This window comes from Lysinibacillus sphaericus (assembly GCF_005217585.1).
Classification (GTDB): Bacteria; Bacillota; Bacilli; order Bacillales_A; family Planococcaceae; genus Lysinibacillus; species Lysinibacillus sphaericus.
The window spans coordinates 113,920-133,014 of the sequence record NZ_SZPT01000001.1; the positions used below are offsets into that span (position 1 = coordinate 113,920).

Genomic DNA, 19,095 nt, shown 5'->3' on the forward strand with positions numbered 1-19,095 from the left:
GCTATCAATATGGGAAACAGTACATGTTACTGATTCTCGACGTTTCTCAGGAAAAAAGCTTCAATAAACATCTGAAGTCCTTGTGGCTCCAGGGTTGGAAACTTATCCTAAATATTATTAAAATCAATTAAACTTTTGCTTAAGTTGTTCACGTTTCACTACCCAACTTCGGTGTCTTATTTTTTTATGGTCAATGTCACAATAAAGCAATTTTTTTTCACAAGTAATAATGACGGTAACTAAGCCGTTATTATTAAAAAACTAGGGGGTTTTATGAATGGCTTCATATTTTGACAAAGTAGAACAGGAGAAGAACTTTCTCGCTATCATCAATGGTTCTACGGACGTAGATAAATACGTTAGTTGGTCAACGTATATTGAATTCTGTCACGGATACAAAGACGGTACGGCACAAGGAACAAGACTGGAATACACTGCCTATTTACAGTATTGGGATGGTTCATCTTGGACAAATGTTGATCATCATACGGGATATTTTTCATATTCTTCATGCTTCAATTGGTCACTTACAGGGCGAAAAGCAGGTTCATATCGAATACGTACTGTTTATTACTTTAAGGGAAGTTCTTACGTCAACCGTACATCTGCATTTATTGTGGAACGCTAAAAATTAAGGCAGCAACCATCGGGTTGCTGTTCTTTTTTATCACTATGTTTTAAGTTGTTCACGTTTCACTACCCAACTTTGGTGTCTTATTTTTTTTATGGTCAATGTCACAATAAAGCGATTTTTTTTCACAAGTAATAATGACGGTAACTAAGCCGTTAACATTAAAAAACTAGGGGGTTTTATGAATGGCTTCATATTTTGACAAAGTAGAACAGGAGAAGAACTTTCTCGCTATCATCAATGGTTCTACGGACGTAGATAAATACGTTAGTTGGTCAACGTATATTGAATTCTGTCACGGATACAAAGACGGTACGGCACAAGGAACAAGACTGGAATACACTGCCTATTTACAGTATTGGGATGGTTCATCTTGGACAAATGTTGATCATCATACGGGATATTTTTCATATTCTTCATGCTTCAATTGGTCACTTACAGGTCGGAAAGCAGGTTCATATCGAATACGTACTGTTTATTACTTTAAGGGAAGTTCTTACGTCAACCGTACATCTGCATTTATTGTAGAACGCTAAAAATTAAGGCAGCAACCATCGGGTTGCTGTTCTTTTTTTATCATTATGTTTTATTGTAAAAGTACCATTTGGATTAAATTTTATTTTGGTGTCTTTAACTTCACTTTAATCAAGCGCTTGTTTATTTATAAAAAAGGGCAAAGGACGGTGTATTAATGGAGCAAATCTCTAAATATTTAGTTACTACAGTAGGTGGTGCTGTCTCATGGCTTGTTGGTGGATGGGAGTTATTAATGACAGTACTACTTATTTTAAATGCAATTGACTTTTTCACAGGCATGGCTGCTAACTGGGGAGCGATTAATAGCAAAAGAGGTTATCAAGGCATTATCAAAAAAGGCATGATGTGGGTTTGGATTGTCGTAGCGAATTTAATTTATCTAGTGCTGTTAGACCAAGGCTTTTCAATTGGGCAGATTATTCCTGATGCGGTGGTATTAATGTTCATTTTCAATGAATTAGTTAGCTTGGGGGAGAATTCTGCAAAGCTGGGTATAGACATGCCTGCACCAGTTAAAAAGGCATTAGACATATTTAATACTAAGGAGGAAAAAGTGAAATGAGCATAAAAGAAATTGAAATTCACCCAGGACATTGGATTAATCCTGGCAGTGGTGCTGTCGGTATCCTAAATGAAGTTATCGAGGCACGAAAGATAGCTAAAAGAGTATTCGGGATTCTGAAAGCATCAAATGTGCCATGTACTTATTATGAGGACAATACCTCAACTAACCAACGTCAAAACATTAACTATCTTGTTAACCAACATAACAAGGATCGTAACAGTTTAATTGTCTCTATCCATTTGAATTCTGGTGGTGACAGTTCCAAAGCTATCGGCACAGAAGTCTTGTACTATGACCAGCAAGCTTTAGCAGCACGTATTTCAAAAGCTATTTCTGATGCAACTGGCGGAGAGCTACCAAATAGAGGTGCTAAACAACGTAAGGATTTAGGTGTATTAGCAAGCACATACGAGCCAGCAATTTTAATAGAGGTTTGTTTTGTGAATAGTGTAGTAGATGCAGTTGTTTATCGACGAGACTTTGGAAAAATTTGTTATGCCATAGCTACTGAACTTGCTAAGCATTTAGGGAAAACATTGAAACTAACTACACAACCAAAAACAGAGCGTAAGAGGGAGGAAACACAGATGACTAATTCATTAACATCAACAGCTAAAGAGGATTTGAGAGGGTTATTAAAAGTGACTTATCAAAAAGGAATCTTGAAGGTCGACCATAGTGATCGAGTTGGTTCAATGACTGATGGTGAAGCTTTAGGATTACTCATTTCAGTTGTGAAACGGACATTATAAATTGTAAAAATACCAGGTAACCACAAAAATTTGTGACCCTGGTATTTTTTAAATTGCTAATATAAGGATAATAAATAATTAATCAAAAATAAAAAAATCATGCTTTAAGCGGCAACTTAAAACATGACATAAATTTGAGTACATCTACTCTAATTTGTTTCTAATGAACGAATATAACATAATATTTTATTAAGGTGGAAACGCTCCCCCAGGTGCTCCCCAAAATCATCCGAATAAAAACGTGAATTTCCGATTAACTAATTATATGCAAAAACCTCGTAAACGCTTGTATAAACAAGGTTACGAGGTTTAAGAACCGTAAGTAATCTAACGTTAAAAAATTAACGAGAGTAGAACTCTACGATGAATGCTTCGTTGATTTCAGCAGATAGTTCAGAACGCTCTGGAAGGCGAGTGAATGTACCTTCTTTTTTATCTGCATCAAAAGTTAAGTAGTCAGGTACGAAGTTGTTTACTTCGATCGCTTCTGTAACTACAGCAAGGTTTTGAGATTTTTCACGAAGAGAAATCGTTTGACCTGGTTTAACGCTGAATGATGGGATATCAACGCGTTTGCCGTCTACTAAGATATGACCATGGTTTACTAATTGACGAGCTCCACGACGAGTGCGAGCTAAACCTAAACGGTAAACTAAGTTGTCAAGGCGAGTTTCAAGAAGGATCATGAAGTTTTCACCGTGAACACCTTTCATTTTACCAGCGCGGTCGAATAGAGTACGGAATTGACGTTCGTTCATGCCGTACATGTGACGAAGTTTTTGTTTTTCTTGAAGTTGTAAACCGTATTCTGATAATTTTTTACGTTGGTTCGGGCCGTGTTGACCTGGTGCGTAAGGGCGTTTTTCGATTTCTTTACCAGTACCGCTTAGTGAGATACCAAGACGACGTGATAATTTCCAAGATGGACCTGTATAACGAGACATATTGTTGTCTCCTCCTTTAAATTTGGTTTTTTTGTTGTAAAACAAAAACCAGTAGTACCCATTCTTATACGCATTTTATTTTCATGTATTTTCGCCTATGCAGCCGTTAGGTTACACAATACACCATCTATTTTGCCACTGAGAGTTTTTGTGTAGTAATACTCAGTAAAATTGAGGAATAAAATACAGTAATAAGCTTATACCACTGCTGCGTTTATTTTACACAAACTTCATTGTAACTGCTTAGAGCGTAGACGTCAATTATTAGTATGGCTATTTTTAAAAAGAACTATAGTAGGAATTTCCTTGAGAGGAATTTAACACTAATACGAAATGGTTATTGATGCGGTAGTAAATGTAAAATGTAAAAGTAAGGTAGAATTACATAGTCAAAATGACACAAATTATGTATAATACATTATAAGTTAATAGTAATTGATTTGTACGTTATATAGAAAAGGTGATTTCATGACAGACCATTTACAAACGCTGAAATATATAAAATCTGATGTTTTGAGCATTTGGGTGAGTTCGAATGGAGGACTAGTCAGTTTTAATGAGTATTTTTATTCATTTAAACAGTGTCTAAAGAAGCACTTGAAAATTGAAAATGCGGCCTTTCTTAGTTTTGAAGGGAATAGTTTAATACCTGTAGAAGAATTGGCCTCTTTGACAATTGAAACAAAACTAAATGCTGTGTCATGGCTAATGATAGAAGCTAGCTTTTACCAACAGAAAGTAGTAAAGCTTCCTTATATATTAAAAGAAAAAACAGCCTATAATATGATGACAGATATGGTGCTTTTCCAGACGGAGGGCAAAGAGCCTATGGGTGTGTTACTTGTTGAAGCCACCGATACTTGGACGGACTTTATGACTTCGGATTACGGTGAAGAGTGTGTAGAAACGCTTACAAAAGTTTTACAAATGCTGATTGAAAATCTCGAAGTAAAGTTAAATGAAGACCAATATAGAAAACTTTATAACATGACCGATTTATTTCACTCAACAATGGATATTGATTTGATTTTAGAAAACGTTTTAAAAAATATTCGCGATAATTTTCCAGAATTTAATGTGGAACTTATATTATCTAACGATCAAGATCGCCATACGACTATCGATATAAAACTTTTTGATTATCTGTCTGAAAGACCGGCTACTATCGAAGCTTTTGTATCAGGAGAATTGACTACTGAACTAGCCGGAGACTTGAATTGTCGTTTATTAAACGCCCCTATAAAAGGGAGACAAGCTATTTATGGCATTTTGCAAGTGAGTGCACCAACCACATATCTTTTTTCAGCAACCGAAAAAGACTTTGTGCGCATGTTAGCACAAGCATCTGGAAATGCGCTAGAAAATGCAAAATTATATCATCAATCGCATCGCCTCGTAAGTGACTTACAACTCATCAATGAAACTTCGCATCGATTAAATATGCGCATTGATATTAATGAAATGTTACTTTTCCTACAAAAACAATTAATGAAGTCTTTCCAACCAATGGAAGTTTGTTTCGCTTTTAAAGATCATGCTACCTATGAAGTGACAGATGCTAGCACATCGTTATTTAAATCAGAAGAAGGTAATATTTATATTAGACATGTTGAACAACATTTTGAGCATACAAATGATCCACTCTTTATAGCAGATTTTAGCCGATTAACCCCAAATCAAATAGAATATCGTTCAATTATGGCGATTCCTATCTTAATGGAGGAAAAAATAAATGGCTTTAGTATCGTACTGCACAAAGAGCCCTATTTCTTTTCATTTGATAGCTTTAAGTTAATGCAATCTTTAATCCATCATTCTTCGTTAGCGATTGCCAACTCTATTTTACGCAATCAGCTACAAGAAATGGTTGACCGCGATCATTTAACAAAATTATATGCACGCAGTTATTTAGATCAATATGTAGAAAAATCCCTGAAAAAAGATCAATCAGGTATGTTCTTGCTTATTGATATTGACAATTTTAAACGCATCAATGACACTTACGGCCATCAAACAGGCGATAAAATTCTTGTGCAAATTGCCGTGAAATTAGAAGAAACAATAGGTGCTAGCGGTATTTGTGCTCGCTGGGGTGGAGAAGAAATGTCGGTGTATGTACCAAATGTTGGTGAGCAAGAGGCCATTGAGTTAGCTTCAACAATAGTTGAAGTCATTCCGAATGCTACGGACCCTAAAGTAACGATTTCAGCAGGTCTTATAACATGGGATCAATACTATCGACCAGCTTTTCAATCGGTTTTTCTACACGCCGATACAGCTTTATATGAAGCGAAAAACAATGGGAAAAATAGATTTTGTATCCATGATCGGACGTTACAAACAAATGCATAATAGATGGTTTACTATAAAATGCCCCGAAATGATATATTTATAATCCATTTCAGGGCATTTTTTAGTGGCTATAAGATAATATTGCGAAATATTAAATATGAAGAAGTAGTGTTTCTACAAAATGTTCTAAGCCGGTTTGATCTTCTTGTGAAAAGCGATTTTTAATAGGGCTATCAATATCAAGAACGCCAATCACCTTCTCTTGTTGAATAAGCGGAATGACAATTTCTGATTGAGAGGCAGCATCGCATGCAATATGCCCTGGAAATGCATGAACATCTTTTACGACAAGTGTCTCTTTTTTTGTTACAGCTGTTCCACACACACCGCGTCCAATTGGAATTCTCACACAAGCTGGTAAGCCTTGGAATGGCCCTAAAACTAGTTCATCCTCTTGTAAAAGGTAAAAGCCAACCCAGTTAATGTCTGTAAGAAATTGATTAAGCAAGGCAGATGCATTACCTAAATTTGCAATGCGATCGGTTTCGCCAGTGAGTAATGCATCTAACTGTTTTGCTAATGTCTTGTATTGATCCGCAATAGATCCTTCGTAATTAATTTGTGTAAACATATGAGCACCTCGTTTAAACGTTATTTGTCTGGAAATAGAGTTTTATAATGCTGATGTAAATCGACAGCAGCATGAGCATCTGAACCGAAAATGATAGGTAAACCAATCGTTTTACTATAATCGATAAAGGCAAATGGTGGATAGGGTTCCTGACAATATGTTTTACTTAAGCCAGCACTATTTAAATCTAACTCATATCCTTTTTGTTGCATAGTAGTTAATACTTCTTGGATGCGGTCAGTGTCATCAACTGGCTGAAGATGGGCTAGCTGAAATTTATGAATAAGTGTTGGATGCCCGATGCGCTTAGGTTTGTATTGTCCTAAGTCAGCTTCAATAGATTGTAGGACAGTATCATAATATAAATGATAGAGACGTTCAACAGAACCTACTTTGTGGGCAAAATTTATAAAACTTTCAGCAGAAAAATCAATGCATTCGTACGTATTTTGCCATTGTAAAAAATGAACAGATAAAATGGCATCGTCTAAAAAATGTCCATATGTATCAAGAAAATGACGTGTTTCTTGCTCGAAGCCGACAATATAGTCGATCTCTAAACCGATGCGAATGCGAATATCCTGTGCATATTGTTTTTGAAGTCGTTGTAAGTCTTCCAAATAAGGCATTAAAAAATCTGGGCGCATACCACTATCCTGTTCAGGTGTAGGATCTTGGAAATTAGAGGGTAATGGTGCATGTTCTGTAAATGTAATATCGGTAAAGTTTTCAGCAATTGCTTTTTCAATATATTGTGTAAATGAATCAGATGACCCATGTGGGCAATAGGGGCTATGGATGTGCCCGTCTCTTTTCATACATTTTACACTCCTTTAACTATTAAAATGATAAATACATATTTACGCTCTATGTTCAATGACATAGGGGAAGCTGTCAATATGTAGGTCGTGAATACACTTTTCTGAAAATCACTTAAATTTTAGTACAAAAGGCGAAAACATAGTATATAATAAATACAACTAGCCAATTCGTTTATTGTAGAATAGGAGGCTTACGATGGAGTATATCATCATTCCGATTATCCTACTATTAATTTTAGCCATAGTAGGATTAATGATGCGAAGAAAACATACAACAATTATTGCACAACTTGAAAATGAAAAATTACAAATACAAAACAATCCCATAAATGAAGAAATTTCTAAAGTTAAATCTTTAAACATGAATGGCGAAACAGAGGAAATGTTTGAACGGTGGCGTAATAGTTGGGATGAAGTCATCGACGTACATATGACAAAAATTGATTCGCTTTTATTCGATGCTGAAGACCAAATCAATCGCCTTCGTTTTAAAAAAGCAACGTTGATTGAGCGTGAAATAGAAGATTATATTCGTAAGTGTGAAAAAGATAAAGATAAAATCTTAGAAGAACTTAATGAATTAATTGGCAGCGAAGAAAAAAACCGTATTGAAATTGAACAGTTAAAAGAATATTATCGATCAGCACGTAAAACATTGCTTGCACATCAGCACTCATTTGGTGTAGCCCTACCAGCACTTGAACAAAAACTAGAAGTGTTTGTACAAAAATTTGAAGAATTTGATGTACTCACAAGCGAGGGCAATTATTTACAAGCGCGTGAAATAGTAATTAGCTTAAATAATGAATCTCAGCAAACGTTTGAATATATTAATGATGTGCCAACTATTTTAACAGAACTACAAGTAAAATTACCTGGTGCAATTCAAGAATTACGCAATGGTCAGCGTGAAATGGAAGAACAATCTTACTACTTGCATCATTTAGAACTTACAGAGGCACTGGACAAACTGGAAGAAGAGTTTGCTTCGTTAAAAGAAGAACTTGCGGAGCTGAAATTAACATCTGTGAAACCTCGAGTTGCTGAAATAAATGAAGAAATAGACCGTTTTTATGACTTGCTTGAAAAAGAAGTGATTGCTAAAAACTATGTCGACCAAAATTGTGAGCGCTTATTAGGATCGATTACGAATGTTATTAACTCCACTCGATTAGTAAGTGATGAAGCAACATTTGTCCAGCAAAGCTACCACTTGAATGAAAAAGATGCAGAAATTCCAAAAGCGGCGCTAAAACAATTAGAAGCATTACAACGTCGCTATGATTTATTGGCGATGCGTGTGTCAGAGGAAAAATCGGCCTATTCAAGCTTACAAGAGGAATTAATTGAAATTAGTGAAGAACTGGAGCGCATACACGAAGAGCAAGGGCATTTATCGAATACAATGAAAAAACTTCGCATAGATGAAAATAAGGCTCGGACACAAGTGGACAACTTGAAAAAAACGTTACAAGAAACAGATCGTCTGTTAAATAAGGCGAATATTCCAGGTATTCCTGAAGAGATGGATGCGCGATTAGATGAGGCAGCGGAGCATATTTACGTTGTGATGCAAAGTCTACAAGAGGTACCGCTCAATATGGGAACTGTCCATAATAACTTAAATGCAGCGACACTTTGTGTTGAGGATGTTCACGCGAAAGCACATGAATTGATTGAAAACGTCATGCTTATCGAACGTATTATTCAATATGGCAATCGCCACCGTGCAACAAATCCAAAGTTAAATGCTCGTTTAAAAGAAGCAGAAGAGGCATTTCATCAATTCCGGTATGCAAAGGCTTTAGAAGAAGCAGGGACTGCAGTGGAGGAAATGGAGCCAGGTGCTTTGAAACGCATTGAGGCCATTGTTGCCGAAGAAGCGTTCACAAAGTCATAAAAGCTTTATGACAGTAACAAATAGACAATAACAAATGAATTAGCTGCCTAAAAAGTGAAGTGACCTTTTTAGGTAGCTTTTTTTACGACCGTACTCTTTTACTTGAACATTTTACTGGTTGTTTTGGGTATTTTATCCTAAATAAATGTTTTCCAAAATATTTTTCTATGGTGTGAAATCAGCTGAAATTCACAGCATATTCGCAATAAATAAGCGATGCTAAGCGGACCTAAAATGACGAAATTAGAATATTTAGTAGTCAATTGCGACAGATTGCGTTATGATAAATACCGTTAAATCAACGTTTTGAAAGTGTGTGAAAAATAATGAAAGCTAATACAATTTATCTTGATAATAGTGCTACTACAAAGCCTTATCAAGAAGTGATGCAAACATTTATGGCAGTAAATGAGCAATATTATGCAAATCCTGCATCAATCCATGCCATGGGTGTAGAATCAAATGCATTATTAATGCGTGCACGGGAGCAAGTAGCAGATATTTTGAAGACTGAAGCAAAAAATGTGCTATTTACTTCAGGTGGAACCGAATCGAATAATACAGCCATTTTAGGTTTCGCACGCGGTAATACGCATAAAGGAAAACATGTTATAACAACGGAAATTGAGCATCTTTCTGTGTTAGAGCCAGTCAAGCAGCTTGAAAAGGAAGGCTTTGAAATAGAATATTTACGTGTCAATAAACAAGGTGTTATTTCATTAGATGAGCTAAGAGCCAAAATACGGAAAGATACGATATTGGTTAGCATAATGCATGTCAATAATGAAATGGGAGCAATTCAACCTATTTCTGAAGCGGCTGCTATCGTTCATGCAGAAAGTAGAGCGGCATTTCATGTGGATGCAGTCCAAAGCTTTGGAAAACTTCCATTAACGTTTAAAGGTGAAGATGGGCCAGATTGTATTACGATTTCTGGACATAAAATCCATGGCTTTAAAGGTTCTGGTGTCTTAGCTTTTCGTAAGCCAATGCAATGGCAACCTTATGCTTTTGGTGGTGGACAGGAATTCGGCTTACGTAGTGGCACAGTGGCTGTACCTCAAGCAGTAGCATTGGCAAAAGCGGCTCGTATGGCAGTCGAAACAATGGATGAACGTTCTGAAAACTACCGTAATTGGCAACAGCAATTACGTGCAGCACTAGCGCATTTTGGTGATATTGTGCATATAATATCTACTCCAGAGTGTGCAGCTCATATTTTATCGTTTAGTGTACGAGATATAAAAGGCGAGGTACTGATCAATGCTTTGCAAAAACATGGCGTGATTGTATCGACTTCGAGTGCTTGTTCTTCCAAACAAACAAAGACAAGCCATGTTGTCGAAGCCTTAAATATTGATGAACATTTTAAAAAAGGTGTTGTTCGTGTTAGTTTTGGTGCACATGTAACATCGGACGATATAACCCAATTAATACAAGTTATTAATACAGTATTGAAGGAACTTAAAGGAGAACTATTATTATGATTTGGAAAGAAATTTTAATTCGATATGGCGAACTATCGACAAAAGGACGTAATAAAATGGACTTTATCCGCCGTTTACGTGAAAATATTCGCTATGCATTTGCAGATTTAGGCCATTTACACATCCGCACAGAACGCGACCGAATGTTTATTGCCATTCAAGATGAAGCACAGATGGATGTTTTATTAGCAGGCTTACCGAAAATTTTTGGAATTCAATCATTTAGCCCAGTTGCTGCATGTGAAAAAGATATGGATGCTATGAAGCGACTTGCGCTTACAATCATGGACACATTTAAAGATCAACAGCTAACATTTAAAGTTGAAGTGAAACGTACAGATAAAACATTCCCATTAGATTCTCACAGCATTCAACGCGAAATTGGTGGGCATGTTTTACCACAATATCAAAACTTATCAGTAAAAGTGAAACATCCAGATGTAGAATTACGAGTGGAAGTACGCCACGATTCAACATATATGATGGCGCAAGTGATACCAGGCGCAGGTGGTATGCCAGTTGGCTCTAACGGCAAATCATTATTAATGCTGTCAGGCGGTATTGATAGTCCTGTTGCTGGGTATTTAATGATGAAACGCGGTGTACGTTTAGAAGCAATTCATTTCTTTAGCCCACCGTATACAAGTCAAAATTCATTGGAAAAAGTAAAAGTACTTGCAAATGAACTAACAAAATTTGGTGCAAGTATTCGCCTGCATGTTATTCCATTTACAGAAATCCAAGTACTTATTAAAGACAGAGTGCCGTCCAATGTGTCAATGACAACAACACGTCGCATGATGTTAAAGGTGGCAGATAAAGTACGTGAGGAAATTAATGCACTGGCCATTGTAACAGGTGAAAGTCTTGGACAAGTAGCAAGTCAGACGCTAGAAAGTTTAACGGCGATTAATGCTGTAACGAATACACCAATTTTACGTCCGCTTATTTCAAATGATAAATTAGAAATTATTGATATTGCAGAAAAAATCGGCACATATGAAACGTCAATTCAGCCATTTGAGGATTGCTGTACAATTTTCACCCCAGCTAGTCCGAAAACAAAGCCAAAGCTTGAAAAAGTAGAGCATTATGAAAGCTTTTCTGATTTTGATGAACTAATCGAACGTGCTGTGAAAAACCGTGAAGTGTACATTTTCCCGAAAAAAGAACAGCCTAAAGATAAATTTGCAGATCTTTTATAAAAAATTTACGGATTTAAACTAAAAAGAATGTTCTTTTCTTATAAAGACCAATAACGACATTATAATAAGAAGGAAACCGTCTCAAATTTGTAATTTGGGACGGTTTTTTTATATTTTCTAGTCTTTTTCCTTTAGAGTTACATTTTACCTTTAAAATTTTCGTATTAAAAATCGAATATCGCACATTCTATATTCACAAGGAGGTGAGAGACATGACAAACAACAACAGTTCAAACAAGCTTGCAGTACCTGGTGTACAACAAGCGCTTGATCAAATGAAATACGAAATTGCACAAGAATTTGGTGTTCAATTAGGAGCTGACGCATCAGCTCGTGCTAACGGTTCCGTTGGTGGTGAAATCACTAAACGTCTTGTACAAATGGCAGAATCTCAATTAAAAGGTATGCCAAAACAATAATTGCAAAAAAGCATTTATTGAACTTAAAACCAGTGACCGTAAAAGGCACTGGTTTTAGTTTGTTTATTTTTACTTTTTTTTATGACTAGCGCAACTCGAATTATTCAATCAATACGATTTAAAGGTCTCAACGGTTTGGTGAATATTATGACTTTCACAAATTGCGGAAATAACTGCTACACCGTCTGCACCAGCTTTTAATACAGTTTCTGCATTGTGACAGTTAATGCCTCCAATTGCTACAATCGGCAACTCGGGATAATGACGGCGTGCTTGTTGTAAAAATTCAGTACCACTTGGCGCTTTGGCATCGTTTTTAGAAGTGGTGGCAAAAATGGGACCAATCCCTACATAATCTGCGCCATTTTCTATAGCGATTTGTAATTCATCCGCTGTATGAACCGAAACACCAAGTATTATGTCCTCACCAATTTTTTCTCTTACTAGCGAGATGGGACAATCATCTTGTCCAATATGAATACCGTCTGCCTTGAGCTTTAAGGCAAGCTCAATATCATCATTTACGATAAATGGAACATTGTAGTGATGACATCGTTTTTGGCATTGACGGGCAAAATGTTCATAATGTTCATCAGTTAGTGCATCTGTTCCTTTTTCTCGAAATTGGAACATCGTAATACCAGCTTGCAACGCTTCCTCTAGTATTGCTAATGGTTGTTTGATTTTTGCATTCGCTGTGCCCATTATAAAATAGAGCTGCAAATCACTGCGTTTCACCTATGGTCACCTCGCAACTTTCTTTGAATTTTTGGTAAGCAAAATGATTGGTTGGTCCATTACCATGACCAATCGATAAGTTATGAGTAATGGCTAGTTGAATGAATTTCTTAGCCTCAATAATGGCTTGCTCTATCGGCATTTGACGGCCAATAAAAGCTGTTAATGCGGCAGAAAATGTACACCCTGTCCCGTGTGTATTTTTCGTCGCAATTCGACTAGTCTGCATTGAGAATGATTTGCCATTTTTAAAAAATACATAATCTACAGCAAAATCTTTGTTCGCTAGATGGCCACCTTTGATAATCACGCATTGAACACCTAGCTGTAGTAACGAATGCGCCGCAAGTCGAATGTCAGACACGGTTTCGATTTTTCTTGCAGTTAATGTTTCAGCTTCTGGTATATTTGGCGTTACAATCGTGGCAAGTGGTAATAAATTGTTTCTTAATGCCTCCACAGCTTCTTGTTGTAATAACGTTTCACCGCCCTTTGCAATCATGACAGGATCAACTATAAGAGGGATGGTTAAATTCGTCATAGCTAGCGCAATTGTACGAATAATATCAGAGGAAAAAAGCATGCCAGTCTTAATGGCACTAATTGGGAAATCCTCTAAGAGAGCATGAAATTGTTTATTTATAAAAGCTTGTTCAATGGGTAGCACATCCATGACACCTTGTGTGTTTTGGGCAGTTAAAGCTGTAATTACGGACGTTCCGAATACATCTAATTCTTGAAATGTTTTTAAATCTGCTTGGATACCTGCACCGCCACCGCTATCAGAGCCCGCTATTGTTGTAACAATGTGCATCAAATAGCACCGTCCTTCGATAAACGATGCAATTCGTTTAAGACTGCTACAGCAAAATCACCATTGTATTGAGCAGCCGAATGAGCATGTTCAGCAATTTTTTTATAGCTCGTTAATGTTTCGCATAATTGAGAAAAAGGCTCATTGCCCGCCATATATGCAGCACAACAAATTGCGCTTAATAAACAGCCAGTACCTGTCACTTCTGTCATTCGAGTATGACCACCAGCAATCCATTGCGCAAGGTTCCCATCGGTTATAAAATCTTTTTCACCAGTTACAATCACGATGCAATTAAATTTTTTTGCTATTTCTTTTGCTTTATCCTCAACAGATATGGAACCAGTACCACTATCAACACCTTTTTGTTGCCATTGTACATTAGCAATCGCGGCAAGTTCGCCAACATTACAGCGGATAACAGCAAAATGAATCGAATCTAATAACTGTAGTACCGTTTGTTTGCGGTATGCTGTAGCGCCAGCAGCTACTGGGTCCAAAATTACTGGTATACCAAGGGCATTCGCTTTTTTTCCTGCAAGTAACATCGACTCTTTTGTTCGTGTAGTAAGCGTTCCGATATTGACTAATAACGCTGATGCGATGGATACCATTTCTTCGACTTCCTGCGGATCATCCGCCATTACCGGTGATGCACCAATTGCTAGTAAGCCATTTGCTTGAAAATTTGCCACTACATAATTGGTTATGCAGTGAATCAACGGTTGTTTTTTACGAATCGTTTGAAAAACCATTGTAGTCCTCCTCTTTTGGTGGACGTAAGCATGCAAAAAAAGCTCTTTTTTATTCGGGCACAAGGCACACGTAAAAAGAGCTTTTCATCAATAATAAGATGTGTATTGCTCCCTACGTCAGTATTAACTAACAGGTTCAAAGGGTCAGGTTTTACCTTCTCAACTCACAAGAGTCCCCCTGCAATCATGAAAATTTTAGTTGACCAAAATGTAACATACCTTTTCATAGTATTCAATAGCATTTTATCATTATTTGGAAAGCAGTGACTGATGCCATATACTAGACCATGATAATTGTCATGACTTTTTTAAAATAGGGTCCTTCCATTGAAAATCGTAAAAAATGAGTTTTATAATGAACCTAGTATTAAGGAGGAAGTTATGATGAAAAGACAGGATTTAATTGCACCAGAATGGTATAACATTGTGGAGGAAATTGAAAAGTATGCTCAAGATCCATCTAAAAATGCATTAATAGTTTATAATGACAACGAAGAAATTCAATATATTACATACGCAAATTTACTGGAAAAGGCGAATCAGGCTGCCCATGTATTTACTTCGCAGGGTTTAACGAAGGGCGATGTGCTATTAGTGATGGTTCCAAGATCTGTCGAAGCTTATATTGTTTACATAGCGGCACTGAAAGCGGGTTTAACTATTATCCCTAGCTCTGAAATGTTACGTACAAAGGATATTGAATATCGTATTACACATGCCAATGCCAAAGGTATTATTGCCTATGAGCCATATATTGAGCAATTTGACGACGTAACAAATTTAAAAGGAATTATGCAATTCGTTATTGGTCACGCGCATGCACCATGGCAACCATTGCTTGAAAAAATGAAGGAACATCCTACAAATTATACAAACCCTACACCGACAAAAAGTACAGATCATGCCTTTTTAGCTTATACAAGTGGGACAACAGGGAATCCTAAGGCAGCTGTTCATACACATAGCTGGGGTTATGCGCATTTACGTACGACAGCACCGAATTGGTTAGGTGTCCAAGAAAATGATATAGTTTGGGCTACTGCCGCACCCGGTTGGCAAAAATGGATTTGGAGTCCGTTTTTAGCAACGTTAGGTAGTGGAGCAACAGCATTTGTCTATAAAGGAAAATTTGATGCTTCGACTTACTTGTCATTGCTAGAAAAATTTAAAGTAAATGTGTTATGTTGTACCCCAACAGAATATCGCTTTATGGCCACACTTAACAATCTACAGGACTATAATTTAAGTGCCATCCGTCAAGCTGTATCAGCGGGTGAGCCGTTAAATAGTGAAGTCGTTAAAGTGTTTTCAAAAACGTTTCATATTCAAGTGCGTGATGGCTATGGCCAAACAGAAAATACATTGCTTGTTGGGACACTGGTTGGCATGGATGCTCGCGTCGGCTCTATGGGTAAACCGACACCAGGCAATACAGTCGAAATTATTGATGATTTTGGAAATCCTGTTGCTGATGGCGTTGTTGGAGATATTGCCGTTCATCGTCAAACCCCAGCACTGTTTAAAAAGTATTTCAAGGACCCAGAACGCACTAGCATGCAATTCCGTGGAGATTGGTATATTACCGGTGACCGAGCATATAAAGATGCAGATGGCTATTTTTGGTTTGAGGGACGTGGTGATGATGTCATTATTTCGTCAGGCTATACAATTGGGCCATTTGAAGTGGAAGATGCCTTAATGAAGCATCCTACTGTTAAAGAAGCTGCTGTTGTGGCAAGCCCTGATGAAGTAAGAGGAAATATTGTGAAAGCCTTTATCGTCTTGCGTGAAGGAGTGACAGGTGATGATACGCTTATTCAAAAGCTACAAAACCATGTGAAGCTGATGACAGCACCTTACAAATATCCACGAGCAATTGAATTTGTTGAAGCATTACCAAAGACTGCATCTGGAAAAATCCGTCGTGTCGAATTACGACAACAAGAAAAAGCCCATTACACACACCAATAATTATTTCCTAGGAAATAATGTCGAAAAATCAAAGTTCATGCTTTATGATGAACTTTTGATTTTTTTTGTACATCCCTATTTCGTTTATGGCAAAATAATAAATGTGGGAAAAACTTTTACATAAAAATCACTTAAAAGTGAAACGTTTTCGACATTTAGACGTATAACGTGAAGAGGAGGCGATTAGATGAATACAAAAAGGTGGATAGCCTTAGCAGTTGCAGCTGTATTATTAGTGTTTTCATTAGGACTTAACACAATTATGGCGATTTTTAAATCAGATTTCTTTAGTAATTTTGATAGCGTGATGGCTGGCAAAAATTTAGATGTATACGAAACGATTATTGAAGGTGAAGATCATACTAAACGTATCGCATATTTGAAAGTGGATGGGACGATTCAAGATGTTGGATCGAATACATTATGGCAATCCATTGCTTACGATCACCAGTTTTTCTTAAATCAATTGGATAATATTTTAGCTGATGATACAGTACAGGGGATTGTACTAAGTGTGAATACTCCAGGTGGTGGAGTAAAGGAATCGGCAGAAATTTATAAGAAATTGTTAGAAATTAAAGAAGAGCGTCAAATTCCTATCTACGTGTCGATGGATTCTATGGCAGCGTCGGGTGGTTACTACATTTCAGCACCAGCAGATAAAATATATGCACATCGTGATACAATAACAGGTTCTATTGGTGTCATTATGCAATCTATTAATTATCAAGAATTAGCCGAAAAAGTTGGCGTGAAATTTGAAACGTTTAAATCAGGGCAACATAAAGATATGCTAAGCCCTACGCGTGAAATTACTGCAGAAGAACGTGCTATGATGCAAGATATGATTAATGAATCTTATGAAGAGTTCGTTGATATTGTTGAAAAAGGACGAAATATGTCTGAAGCGGATGTAAAAAAGGTAGCTGATGGTCGAATTCTTGGCGGTACAAAGGCACTTGAAGCAGGCTTAATTGACGAAATTGGCGATGAGCAAGCGGCAATTGCAGCTTTACGACAAGATTTTGGATTAGAGGATGCAGTTCTTTTCGAATACTCGTATAATCAAGGAGGCTTACCGTCATTAATTGGCATGAAAGTAGGTTCACTATTTGGTCCTTCGGCTGAAGAAAAAATGTTGATGAAAATTATGACGGAATACAAGGCACCAAAAATGATGTATTTATATGGTGAATACTAAGGAGGGCATACCATGACAAACAATGATTTCGTTTTGCAAGGGACACCCTCGATAAGCCAAGAATTGCTAGATAAAACAGTGACGCCTACAGTGATGACAAACTATGAATTGAAGACCGCAGGATTTTGGGTACGTTTTTGGGCATTTGTCCTGGATGGATTAATTATTTCTGCAATAATAGGAATTGCTGTTAATCCAATATTTTACTTAATGGACTGGTCATTATCAGAATCAGTGTGGTATGCACCTATTTCAATTATTTCAGCTGTTCTTTATTATTGTTACTTTGTTTTGATGACGAAATTTTTCGGGCAAACTTTAGGGAAAATGGCATTGGGGTTACGTGTAGTATCGCTGAAACATGATAAACTCCAATGGTCAGATGTGCTGTTCAGAGAATGGATTGGTCGTTTAATCAGTAATATCTTTACGCCGCTGTATATTTTAGTTGCGATTTTACCTGACAATCAAGGTATACATGATTATTTTGCGGAGACTACGGTTGTTCATGAAAAAGTGTATATAGTAAAAGAAACTGTGCAAGCAACAGTACAAACGACAGCAACTATTCAGGAAACTGCTAAAGAGCCTGAAAAGTTGGAGGAGAAGCCTGAGGAATAATCAGCAGGCAAAACATCACTTTGAGTGACTTGACAAAGAGATGTAAATTTTTGATATGTAAAAATGTTAGATGATTACAGTCATCTAACATTTTTTTGTAATTATCTTTAAAAATGTGTGTGAACAGTGTAAATAGGAGTGGTAGCTGACAAGCCATCACAATAATTGCATGAAGATAAGTTGTCCTAGTTGCAATTATTTCCCTACATTTAGTAAGATTATGTACATATGATGATTAGGAGGCGTTAACATGGCACAAATTACATTTAAAAAGGGTCCAGTAACACTAATAGGTAACGAAGTAAAGGTTGGAGACCAAGCACCGGATTTCACAGTATTAGCAAATGATTTATCACCTGTTTCTTTAAAAGATTCAGAAGGTAAAATTCGCTTGTTTAGCGTAGTCCCATCATTAGATACAGGTGTATGTGATGCACAAACGCGCCGTTTTAATGAGGAAGCTGCAAATTTAGGCGATGATGTAGTAATTTATACAGTATCAGTTGACCTGCCATTTGCACAAAAACGTTGGTGCGGAGCTGCAGGAATTGATGCTGTTCAAACAGTTTCAGATCATCGTGACCTGTCATTTGGTGAAGCATATGGCGTATATATTAAAGAATTGCGCCTTCTAGCACGTGCTGTTTTTGTGGTAGATGCAACTGGCAAAGTGACTTATGTCGAGTATGTACCTGAAGCTACAGATCATCCAAACTATGAAGCAGCAATTGCAGCAGTGAAAGCACTAGCATAATTTGCTTCTTTTAGGCTAAGATAATACTAGACAAAAGGGCTGTGACAGGTTTTGTCA

19 protein-coding genes and 1 riboswitch are annotated in these 19,095 nt (G+C 36.9%); of the genes, 13 read left to right on the top strand and 6 right to left on the bottom strand.

What is annotated here, in order from left to right:
* The first annotated feature begins 277 nt into the window (after positions 1 to 277).
* The 4 genes from FC748_RS00490 to FC748_RS00505 all read left to right on the top strand — a co-directional run bounded on the left by FC748_RS00490 (position 278) and on the right by FC748_RS00505 (position 2,485).
* Positions 278 to 628: a hypothetical protein gene (locus tag FC748_RS00490; protein ID WP_108029966.1), complete on the top strand. Its 351-nt coding sequence runs from the start codon at positions 278 to 280 to the stop codon at positions 626 to 628.
* 188 nt (positions 629 to 816) lie between these two features.
* Positions 817 to 1,167 carry a hypothetical protein gene (locus tag FC748_RS00495; RefSeq protein WP_108029966.1) on the top strand — a complete coding sequence of 117 codons (351 nt, stop codon included), beginning with the start codon at positions 817 to 819 and terminating at the stop codon, positions 1,165 to 1,167.
* Between the two features lie 155 nt (positions 1,168 to 1,322).
* Positions 1,323 to 1,730, top strand: coding sequence for a phage holin family protein (locus tag FC748_RS00500; RefSeq protein WP_108029965.1), 408 nt, complete (start codon positions 1,323 to 1,325; stop codon positions 1,728 to 1,730).
* Positions 1,727 to 2,485 carry an N-acetylmuramoyl-L-alanine amidase gene (locus FC748_RS00505; RefSeq protein WP_108029964.1) on the top strand — a complete coding sequence of 253 codons (759 nt, stop codon included), beginning with the start codon at positions 1,727 to 1,729 and terminating at the stop codon, positions 2,483 to 2,485. The genes FC748_RS00500 and FC748_RS00505 overlap by 4 nt, the downstream gene beginning before the upstream one ends.
* 341 nt (positions 2,486 to 2,826) lie before the next feature.
* Here the strand turns inward: FC748_RS00505 and rpsD are convergent, their stop codons facing one another.
* Positions 2,827 to 3,429, bottom strand: coding sequence for a 30S ribosomal protein S4 (rpsD, locus tag FC748_RS00510; RefSeq protein WP_024363774.1), 603 nt, complete (start codon positions 3,427 to 3,429; stop codon positions 2,827 to 2,829).
* 468 nt (positions 3,430 to 3,897) lie between these two features.
* Here rpsD and FC748_RS00515 point away from each other — a divergent pair, with 468 nt between their 5' ends.
* A complete protein-coding gene (locus tag FC748_RS00515) occupies positions 3,898 to 5,781 on the top strand; it encodes a sensor domain-containing diguanylate cyclase (RefSeq protein WP_108029963.1) in 1,884 nt (627 codons plus the stop codon).
* Positions 5,782 to 5,872: 91 nt separating this feature from the next.
* Here FC748_RS00515 and FC748_RS00520 read toward each other — a convergent pair whose 3' ends face one another.
* Complete coding sequence (locus FC748_RS00520) at positions 5,873 to 6,352, bottom strand: free L-methionine (R)-S-oxide reductase MsrC (protein ID WP_024363776.1); 480 nt, start codon at positions 6,350 to 6,352, stop codon at positions 5,873 to 5,875.
* A gap of 20 nt (positions 6,353 to 6,372) precedes the next feature.
* The gene (hisJ, locus tag FC748_RS00525) at positions 6,373 to 7,170 is read right to left on the bottom strand and encodes a histidinol-phosphatase HisJ (protein WP_108029962.1); all 798 of its coding nucleotides are present in this window, start codon (positions 7,168 to 7,170) and stop codon (positions 6,373 to 6,375) included.
* Between the two features lie 199 nt (positions 7,171 to 7,369).
* Between hisJ and ezrA the strand changes: the two genes are divergently transcribed.
* The 4 genes from ezrA (at position 7,370) to FC748_RS00545 (ending at position 12,184) form a co-directional block, all read left to right on the top strand.
* Positions 7,370 to 9,073, top strand: coding sequence for a septation ring formation regulator EzrA (gene ezrA / locus FC748_RS00530; protein WP_024363778.1), 1,704 nt, complete (start codon positions 7,370 to 7,372; stop codon positions 9,071 to 9,073).
* A gap of 326 nt (positions 9,074 to 9,399) precedes the next feature.
* Positions 9,400 to 10,560 carry a cysteine desulfurase family protein gene (locus FC748_RS00535; RefSeq protein ID WP_108029961.1) on the top strand — a complete coding sequence of 387 codons (1,161 nt, stop codon included), beginning with the start codon at positions 9,400 to 9,402 and terminating at the stop codon, positions 10,558 to 10,560.
* The gene (gene thiI, locus FC748_RS00540; RefSeq protein ID WP_108029960.1) at positions 10,557 to 11,765 is read left to right on the top strand and encodes a tRNA uracil 4-sulfurtransferase ThiI; all 1,209 of its coding nucleotides are present in this window, start codon (positions 10,557 to 10,559) and stop codon (positions 11,763 to 11,765) included. Before FC748_RS00535 ends, thiI begins: the two co-directional genes overlap by 4 nt.
* Positions 11,766 to 11,977: 212 nt before the next feature.
* Positions 11,978 to 12,184, top strand: coding sequence for an alpha/beta-type small acid-soluble spore protein (locus FC748_RS00545; RefSeq protein ID WP_024363781.1), 207 nt, complete (start codon positions 11,978 to 11,980; stop codon positions 12,182 to 12,184).
* Between the two features lie 108 nt (positions 12,185 to 12,292).
* Here FC748_RS00545 and thiE read toward each other — a convergent pair whose 3' ends face one another.
* Genes thiE through thiM form a run of 3 tightly spaced genes read right to left on the bottom strand, consistent with a single transcriptional unit; the run spans position 12,293 to position 14,491 of the window.
* Positions 12,293 to 12,922, bottom strand: coding sequence for a thiamine phosphate synthase (gene thiE, locus FC748_RS00550; protein WP_108029959.1), 630 nt, complete (start codon positions 12,920 to 12,922; stop codon positions 12,293 to 12,295).
* The gene (gene thiD, locus FC748_RS00555) at positions 12,909 to 13,736 is read right to left on the bottom strand and encodes a bifunctional hydroxymethylpyrimidine kinase/phosphomethylpyrimidine kinase (RefSeq protein ID WP_108029958.1); all 828 of its coding nucleotides are present in this window, start codon (positions 13,734 to 13,736) and stop codon (positions 12,909 to 12,911) included. Before thiD ends, thiE begins: the two co-directional genes overlap by 14 nt.
* The gene (gene thiM, locus FC748_RS00560) at positions 13,736 to 14,491 is read right to left on the bottom strand and encodes a hydroxyethylthiazole kinase (protein WP_108029957.1); all 756 of its coding nucleotides are present in this window, start codon (positions 14,489 to 14,491) and stop codon (positions 13,736 to 13,738) included. The genes thiD and thiM overlap by 1 nt, the downstream gene beginning before the upstream one ends.
* A 92-nt stretch (positions 14,492 to 14,583) precedes the next feature.
* Positions 14,584 to 14,681: riboswitch (TPP riboswitch) on the bottom strand.
* 194 nt (positions 14,682 to 14,875) lie between these two features.
* On the opposite strand from thiM, the gene mbcS reads away from it, so the two are divergent.
* The 4 genes from mbcS (at position 14,876) to tpx (ending at position 19,038) form a co-directional block, all read left to right on the top strand.
* Positions 14,876 to 16,462: an acyl-CoA synthetase MbcS gene (gene mbcS / locus FC748_RS00565; RefSeq protein ID WP_108029956.1), complete on the top strand. Its 1,587-nt coding sequence runs from the start codon at positions 14,876 to 14,878 to the stop codon at positions 16,460 to 16,462.
* 187 nt (positions 16,463 to 16,649) lie between these two features.
* Positions 16,650 to 17,663 (top strand): signal peptide peptidase SppA, encoded by a 1,014-nt coding sequence (gene sppA / locus FC748_RS00570; protein ID WP_024363787.1) that lies wholly within the window; start codon positions 16,650 to 16,652, stop codon positions 17,661 to 17,663.
* A 12-nt stretch (positions 17,664 to 17,675) separates the two neighbouring features.
* On the top strand, positions 17,676 to 18,284 hold the full coding sequence (locus FC748_RS00575; protein ID WP_108029955.1) for an RDD family protein: 609 nt from the start codon (positions 17,676 to 17,678) through the stop codon (positions 18,282 to 18,284).
* Positions 18,285 to 18,534: 250 nt separating this feature from the next.
* The gene (tpx, locus tag FC748_RS00580) at positions 18,535 to 19,038 is read left to right on the top strand and encodes a thiol peroxidase (protein WP_024363789.1); all 504 of its coding nucleotides are present in this window, start codon (positions 18,535 to 18,537) and stop codon (positions 19,036 to 19,038) included.
* Positions 19,039 to 19,095 lie beyond the last annotated feature (57 nt).

What these genes read in the sequence shown, in the direction of transcription:
- hisJ (WP_108029962.1), bottom strand. Translation starts at nt 7,170, where the DNA reads ATGAAAAGAGACGGGCACATCCATAGCCCCTATTGCCCACATGGGTCA.
- FC748_RS00515 (WP_108029963.1), top strand. Translation starts at nt 3,898, where the DNA reads ATGACAGACCATTTACAAACGCTGAAATATATAAAATCTGATGTTTTG.
- thiM (WP_108029957.1), bottom strand. Translation starts at nt 14,491, where the DNA reads ATGGTTTTTCAAACGATTCGTAAAAAACAACCGTTGATTCACTGCATA.
- rpsD (WP_024363774.1), bottom strand. Translation starts at nt 3,429, where the DNA reads ATGTCTCGTTATACAGGTCCATCTTGGAAATTATCACGTCGTCTTGGT.
- FC748_RS00490 (WP_108029966.1), top strand. Translation starts at nt 278, where the DNA reads ATGGCTTCATATTTTGACAAAGTAGAACAGGAGAAGAACTTTCTCGCT.
- FC748_RS00545 (WP_024363781.1), top strand. Translation starts at nt 11,978, where the DNA reads ATGACAAACAACAACAGTTCAAACAAGCTTGCAGTACCTGGTGTACAA.
- FC748_RS00505 (WP_108029964.1), top strand. Translation starts at nt 1,727, where the DNA reads ATGAGCATAAAAGAAATTGAAATTCACCCAGGACATTGGATTAATCCT.
- thiI (WP_108029960.1), top strand. Translation starts at nt 10,557, where the DNA reads ATGATTTGGAAAGAAATTTTAATTCGATATGGCGAACTATCGACAAAA.
- mbcS (WP_108029956.1), top strand. Translation starts at nt 14,876, where the DNA reads ATGAAAAGACAGGATTTAATTGCACCAGAATGGTATAACATTGTGGAG.
- tpx (WP_024363789.1), top strand. Translation starts at nt 18,535, where the DNA reads ATGGCACAAATTACATTTAAAAAGGGTCCAGTAACACTAATAGGTAAC.
- FC748_RS00520 (WP_024363776.1), bottom strand. Translation starts at nt 6,352, where the DNA reads ATGTTTACACAAATTAATTACGAAGGATCTATTGCGGATCAATACAAG.
- FC748_RS00575 (WP_108029955.1), top strand. Translation starts at nt 17,676, where the DNA reads ATGACAAACAATGATTTCGTTTTGCAAGGGACACCCTCGATAAGCCAA.
- FC748_RS00535 (WP_108029961.1), top strand. Translation starts at nt 9,400, where the DNA reads ATGAAAGCTAATACAATTTATCTTGATAATAGTGCTACTACAAAGCCT.
- ezrA (WP_024363778.1), top strand. Translation starts at nt 7,370, where the DNA reads ATGGAGTATATCATCATTCCGATTATCCTACTATTAATTTTAGCCATA.
- FC748_RS00500 (WP_108029965.1), top strand. Translation starts at nt 1,323, where the DNA reads ATGGAGCAAATCTCTAAATATTTAGTTACTACAGTAGGTGGTGCTGTC.
- thiD (WP_108029958.1), bottom strand. Translation starts at nt 13,736, where the DNA reads ATGCACATTGTTACAACAATAGCGGGCTCTGATAGCGGTGGCGGTGCA.
- FC748_RS00495 (WP_108029966.1), top strand. Translation starts at nt 817, where the DNA reads ATGGCTTCATATTTTGACAAAGTAGAACAGGAGAAGAACTTTCTCGCT.
- sppA (WP_024363787.1), top strand. Translation starts at nt 16,650, where the DNA reads ATGAATACAAAAAGGTGGATAGCCTTAGCAGTTGCAGCTGTATTATTA.